Source organism: Burkholderia sp. Cy-637, assembly GCF_011753175.1.
GTDB classification, from domain to species: domain Bacteria; phylum Pseudomonadota; class Gammaproteobacteria; order Burkholderiales; family Burkholderiaceae; genus Burkholderia; species Burkholderia gladioli.
This window is the reverse complement of sequence record NZ_VWWC01000258.1, coordinates 1-6,565: the sequence shown is the minus strand read 5'-3', so window position 1 is coordinate 6,565 and position 6,565 is coordinate 1. Positions and strand designations below refer to the sequence as shown.

Here is a 6,565-nt window from a genome sequence, read left to right as displayed (position 1 = left end):
GCGGCCGCGGCCGATGCCGGGCTCGCGGCGGCCGTGACGGCAGGCGCCGCGGCGTTGTGCGAATTGATGCGCCAGGCACCCCAGCCGGCCACCGCGATGACGGCCAGCGCGATCAGCGCCAGCGGCCCCTTGCGCGAACGCGAGGCGGCAGCGGTTTCGCCAGCCTGCTGAGGCGCCACCCGCCCTTCGAGATTGGCGAGAATACGCGAGCCATTCTGACCGGCAGCCTGGCCCGGTTCAGAAAGCAGACTGGGGGGTGGTGAAGCTTTCCGATTTGAATCTTCCGGCGCGCTCATTCAATGTCTCGTTGAATCCTGGTTTAATTCGCCGCAATAATATCGTCCGGCCGACTCGAAGCAGGCCTGATTCTAAGAGCAAGCCTTCTAAAAGACAATCGATTGTAAAATCCGGGGTTTTCTGTGATTGCCGTCGTACTGATCGCGTATTTCGCCATCGCCGTGCTGATCGCCGCCATGCTGTTATTACCGGGCGTGCGCACCAGCGTTTTTTCCACGGTCGCGCAGTTTCACGGGCGATTAAGCCGCCGCGTTTCCGATCGCGCCACGCGCACGCGAAGCCACATTGTTAAATCGGCAAAAATTTCACAGAGCTCATTAAATGAACTGCAAAACTTACTGGTCCGGCGCCGCTTGCTGATTATCTGCGCGACGGGTATTCTTGCGACGCCTCCGTTGATCGCGATTGCGTTACGCGGTCGGCAATTATTCCAATACGACGACACCATACGCGTTCCCGACGAGAAGATCGCCGCGCTGCTGCAAGGCGAGCAACTCGTCCCGCCGCCGCCGCTGCCTCCCGAGGTATTCGCCACGCGCGAAGTCGAGCAGATCCGGCCCGCGCTGAAGGACGCGAGTCGCGATTGGAATTTGCTGGACCCGGATTTCCGCACGCGCTTGCTGCTGGTCTACAAGATCATGCACGAGCAATACGGATACGAAATGGCGCTGCTGGAGGGATATCGCAGCCCGGAGCGGCAGAACCGGCTGGCCGCGATCGGCTCGAACGTGACCAATGCCGCCGCGTACCAGAGTTATCACCAGTTCGGCCTGGCCGCCGACAATGCATTCCTGCGCGACGGCAAGCTGGTGATTTCCGAAAAAGATCCCTGGGCCATGCGCGGTTATCAGCTGTACGGACAAGTCGCGGAGCAGGTCGGCTTGACCTGGGGTGGCCGGTGGAAAATGATGGACCTCGGCCACGTCGAATACCATAAGCCCGGTTTCAAACTGGGGCACCCGCCGCCGCAATGACGGCGTCGGCACACTGAGGGCGGTATGGGGCAGATGAACCACGAGACCAGCCGGCACGCCGGCCAAGCACACCAGGGGGAGCCGCTCGCGCCCGCCCCTTGCCTGCCCGCCCGGCTCGTCCCGTCCGCCTCGATACGCCGCGCCCCGCCCGCCGCCACCGCGGCCATCATCCTCTTCCCTCTTTGCGCAGGACTGACAGCGTGACGTCACGCGCCGCCCTCACGCTGTCGGCGCGCACGCGCCATTGCCTCACCCCATTGATTCGCACCGGAACCTGACCGTCCTATGCAACGCATCCTCAACGTGTTGACTCACCCGCGCACGCTCTCGATCCTCGGGTTCATCGCGCTCGCCGCGATCCTGTTCATCGTGGCGGACGCCCTTGCGATCAGCTTCGTCTACCCGCTCGCGATCCTCGCCGTGATCGTGGTGCTGTGGCTGCTGGTGAAGCTGATCAAGCGGCTGCGCGTGCGGCGCGCCAACCGCAAGCTCGGCGACATGCTCGAGGAGCAGGCGCAAGTCGACAAGGCCGCGGCCGCCTCGGTGACGCCGGTCGAACCGGCCAAGGCCGCCGAGCTCGACACGTTGCGGGCGCGCCTGGTGGACACGGTCAAGACCATCAAGACCTCGAAGATCGGCCAGGTGTCCGGCGGCTCGGCGCTCTACGAGCTGCCCTGGTACATCGTGATCGGCAACCCGGCGGCGGGCAAGAGCAGCGCGGTGATCAACTCCGGCCTGCAGTTCCCGTTCGCCGACAAGAACAGCGCGGTGATCCACGGCATCGGCGGCACCCGCAACTGCGACTGGTTCTTCACCACCGAGGGCATCCTGCTCGACACCGCCGGCCGCTACTCGGTGCACGAGGAAGACCGCAGCGAATGGATCGGCTTCCTCGGCCTGCTCAAGAAATTCCGTCCCAAGGCGCCGATCAACGGCATCATCGTCACCGCCAGCATCGCCGAGCTGACCGGCAGCCGCCCCGAGTTCGCCATCAACCTGGCCAAGAACCTGCGCCAGCGCGTGCAGGAGCTGACCGAGAAGCTGGAGGTGTTCGCGCCGGTCTACGTGATGTTCACCAAGGCCGACCTGATCACCGGCTTCACCGAGTTCTTCAGCAGCAGCGACCGCCAGGAATACGACCGCGTGTGGGGCGCCACCCTGCCCTACGAGCCCGACGAGAAGCGCGACGTGGTGGCGCTGTTCGACGAGCGCTTCGAGGAACTCTACGACGGCCTCAAGGAAATCAGCGTCGCGCAACTGTCGATCAGCCGCGGCAACATCCTCTCGCCGGGCCAGCTGAGCTTCCCGCTCGAATTCGCCTCGATCAAGCCGACCCTGCGCGCCTTCCTGGCCACCCTGTTCGAGAACAACCCGTTCCAGTACAAGCCGATCTTCCGCGGCTTCTACTTCACCAGCGCACTGCAGGAAGGCGAAACCAATTCCGCCGCAGCGCAGCGCATCGCCTCGCGCTTCGCGCTGGACGGCGGCGCCCTGCCCAAGCCGCACAGCGCCTTCTCGAAGAACGGCTTCTTCCTGCGCGACCTGTTCTCGAAGGTGATCTTCGAGGACCGCAAGACGGTGCGCCAGTTCGCCAGCCCCGCCAAGACGCGGATGCGCTACGCCACCTTCTTCGCCTTCGTGGCGGCGCTGGCGCTGGCGCTGGGCGGCTGGACCTGGTCGACGATCGGCAACCAGCAGTTGGTGGCCAACGTGCAGGCCGACCTCGACAACATCGCCAAGCTCGAACAGAACCGCAACGACCTCCAATCGCGCCTGCAGGCGATGGACATCCTCGAGGACCGCATCGAGCAGCTCGAGCAGTTCCGCCGCGACAAGCCGATCTCGGTCTCGCTGGGCCTCTACCAGGGCGACCGCCTCGAGGAACGCCTGCTCACCGAGTACTACAACGGCGTGCGCCAGATCATGCTGGCGCCGGTGGCCGACAATCTCGCCGCCTTCCTGAAGGACGTCGACGCGCATCCGGACCAGCTCGCGCCGATGACGCGCACCCCCGAATCGGGCGCGGTGCCGGTCTCCGACAAGTCGGCGCTGCAGCCGCAGGCGCAGGGCGGGCTCTACAACGACGCCTCGCCGACCAATGTCGAGGACGCCTACAACGCGCTGAAGACCTACCTGATGCTGTCGGACAAGCGCCACGTCGAGCAGGCCCACCTGACCGACCAGATCGCGCGCTTCTGGCGCGGCTGGCTGGAAACCAATCGCGGGAACATGCCGCGCGACGAGATGATCCGCAGCGCCGAGCGCATGATCACCTTCTACCTGTCGCGCGTGCAGGACAACGACTGGCCGATGATCGACGCCAACCTGGCGCTGGTCGACCAGACCCGCGAGAACCTGCGCCACGTGGTGCGCGGCATGCCGGCCCGCCAGCGCGTCTACGAGGAGATCAAGGCGCGCGCCTCGACGCGTTATGCCCCGATGACGATCGCGCGCATCGTCGGCGAGGACAACACCGGCCTGGTGGCCGGCAGCTACGCGATCCCCGGCACCTTCACGCGCGACGCCTGGTTCGACTACGTGCAGCCGGCGATTCGCGACGCGGCCACCAAGGAGCTGCAGGCCAAGGACTGGGTGCTCAACACCGCCTCGCAGGACGACCTGACGCTGGAAGGCAGCCCCGAGCAGATCCAGAAGGTGCTGGTCGGCATGTACAAGACCGAATACGCCCAGCACTGGCAGAAGTTCATGCAGGGCATCGCGGTGCAGAACTTCGGCAGCTTCGGCCAGGCCGTGGACGCCATGAACAAGCTCGGCGACCCGCAGGACTCGCCGATCCGCAAGGTGCTCGAGACCGCCTACGACCAGACCTCCTGGGATAACCCGTCGCTGGCCAACGTGTCGATCAAGAAGGCGCAGACCGGCGTGGTGAACTGGGTCAAGCAGTGGTTCTCGCGCAAGCCGGGCGGGCAGCTGGCGGCCAACATCGACATCAACGGCAACCCGGTCGAGGTGCCGATGGGCCCGATCGGCCAGGAGTTCATCGGCCTGGGCCGGATCGTGCAGACCCACGACGGCGGCCAGTCGATGCTCAAGGGCTACATGGACACGCTCTCCAAGGTGCGCACCCGCTTCAACGTGATCAAGAACCAGGGCGACCCCGGCCCCGGCGCGCGCCAGCTGATGCAGCAGACGCTCGACGGCAACGGCTCGGAACTGGCCGATTCGCTGAAGTACGTCGACGAGCAGATGCTGACCGGCCTGACCGACTCGCAACGCAAGTCGCTGCGTCCGCTGCTGGTGCGCCCGCTGCAGCAGGCCTTCTCGGTGGTGATCCAGCCGGCCTCGGTGGAAGTCAACAAGGTGTGGAACGCGCAGGTCTACCAGCCGTTCCAGGCCTCGCTGGCGAACAAGTACCCGTTCTCCGCCGGCGCCAAGGTGGAGGCCGCCTCCAGCGAAATCGCACAGGTGTTCGGCCCGGACGGCTCGATCTCGAAGTTCGTCGGCACCACGCTCGGGCCGCTCGCGGTGCGCCGCGGCGACACGCTCACGGCACGCACCTGGGGCGACATGGGTCTGGCGCTGACGCCGGACTTCACCAGCGGCTTCGCGACCTGGGTCGCGCCGCTGGCGGGCGGCGCGGCCACCAGCGCGGCCTCCTCCGAGCCGCAGACGGTGTTCCAGATCCTGCCGCAGCCGAGCAGCGGGACCACCGAGTACACCATCGCGATCGACGGCCAGCAGCTGCGCTACCGCAACACGCCGCCGCAGTGGACCAACTTCGTCTGGCCGAACCCGAGCGGCTCGCCGGGCGCGACGCTGACGGCCACCACCTTCGACGGCCGCACCCTGACCCTGGTCAACGAGCCGGGCCGCTACGGGCTGGAGAAGCTGATCAACTCGGCGCAGCGCTCGCGCCGCCCGGACGGCACCTTCGACCTGGCCTGGACGCAGGGCAACGTCAACGTGGCGGTGACGATGCGCATCATCAGCACCTCGCAGCCCTCGGGCGGCGGCGGTGGCAGCGCCGGCGGCGACGCGCCGCAGCAGCAGAGCCTGCGCGGCCTGCACCTGCCCTCGTCGGTGGCGAACACCAGCGCGAGCGGCGCCGTCAACGCGACGGCCCAGGCACCTGCCGGCACGTCCGGCGTCGCAACGGCCGCCAACGGCGCGGCCGCCAACGCATCGAATGCACAGGGGGCGCAATGACGCAAACGGTCCAGGCGCAGATCGCCTACTTCGGCAAGATCCCGTCGCGCGGCGACTTCGTGAAGAGCCCGCACAACCCGCAGCTGCTGCAGACGCTCGACCGCTGGATCGCGCAGGCCATGGAGCTGCTGGCCGACGACCCGCGCTGGAAGATCGTCTACGAGAACGCGCGGCCGATGCACTTCGCCTTCATCGGCTCGCGCAGCAAGCTCGCGATCGCCGGCCACATGGTGGCCAGCCACGACGCCTCGAACCGGCGCTTCCCGTTCCTCGCCGCCACCGCGCTGGAGGTCGACCGCCCGCTGAACTTCATCGCGCGCAGCCCGCTGGCCTTCGCGCGGCTCTGGCAGCGCGCCGCCTCGCTGATGCGCCCGCTGCTCGGCAAGGAGGAGCCGGCCGGCGCGCTGCAGGCGCTGGGCGACGCCACCGTGCCGATCGACACCGGCGGCCCCGGCCACGACGGCACCTTCAACGATTTCGTCGAGCACCAGTCGCTGTTCGGCCTGGAGCAGATGCTGCTGGCCAGCGGCCACCCGGTGAAGCTGCGCGGCGCGATGCTGGCGCTGGGTTCGCTGCTGCGCCCGGTGATGCAGAGCGGCTCCTCGCACATCGAGCGCGGGCTGACCCTGCCGCTGCCGGTCGACCCGTTCTACCGCAGCCTGGTGGCCGCGTTCTGGATGGAGCTGATCTCGCCCTTCGTCTCGCAGGCCGATTTCGAGCTGGCGATCTTCATCGGCAGCATCGCCGAGCGCGAACGGCTGATCATCGGCTTCAACGGCGCCTCGGCACGCACGCTGCACAGCGTGGTCGACCCGCAAACCTACTCGCAACACAACATCGACATCGACGATCCGGAATGGGTCGACGCCCATGCGCAACACGATCCCGCGACCAGCAAGCTCATCAGCTACCTCGAACAACCGCAACTGTCGCTGCGCGTGGCGATCGACACGTTCCGCGAAGCCTTCGTCGGAGGGGCCTGACGTCATGACGACCTCCGCGTACCGCCGGCGCCTGCTGCCGGCCGCGCTTTCCTCGCTGTCCCTGCTGGCGCTCGGCGCGGCGCTCGCCGGATCGGGCGCCGCCTTCGCCGACAACGCCGGGCCCGCCACCGTCACGCGCGTCGA

The 6,565-nt window shown here is 67.0% G+C and carries 3 protein-coding genes and 1 pseudogene; 3 read left to right on the top strand and 1 reads right to left on the bottom strand.

Annotated features, from left to right (window positions below):
* Positions 1-296 (bottom strand): annotated as a pseudogene (locus F3J10_RS33625) (phage tail protein); the annotation flags it as partial.
* A gap of 123 nt (positions 297-419) precedes the next feature.
* Between F3J10_RS33625 and F3J10_RS33620 the strand changes: the two are divergent.
* The 3 genes from F3J10_RS33620 to tagF all read left to right on the top strand — a co-directional run bounded on the left by F3J10_RS33620 (position 420) and on the right by tagF (position 6,421).
* Positions 420-1,271, top strand: coding sequence for a M15 family metallopeptidase (locus F3J10_RS33620; protein WP_025101121.1), 852 nt, complete (start codon positions 420-422; stop codon positions 1,269-1,271).
* Positions 1,272-1,556: 285 nt separating this feature from the next.
* Positions 1,557-5,438 (top strand): type VI secretion system membrane subunit TssM, encoded by a 3,882-nt coding sequence (tssM, locus tag F3J10_RS33615; RefSeq protein ID WP_167243879.1) that lies wholly within the window; start codon positions 1,557-1,559, stop codon positions 5,436-5,438.
* On the top strand, positions 5,435-6,421 hold the full coding sequence (gene tagF / locus F3J10_RS33610; RefSeq protein WP_025101123.1) for a type VI secretion system-associated protein TagF: 987 nt from the start codon (positions 5,435-5,437) through the stop codon (positions 6,419-6,421). Before tssM ends, tagF begins: the two co-directional genes overlap by 4 nt.
* Positions 6,422-6,565: the final 144 nt, after the last annotated feature.

Excerpts from the sequence above, each read along its gene's own strand:
- tagF (WP_025101123.1), top strand. The coding sequence starts at position 5,435 with ATGACGCAAACGGTCCAGGCGCAGATCGCCTACTTCGGCAAGATCCCG.
- tssM (WP_167243879.1), top strand. The coding sequence starts at position 1,557 with ATGCAACGCATCCTCAACGTGTTGACTCACCCGCGCACGCTCTCGATC.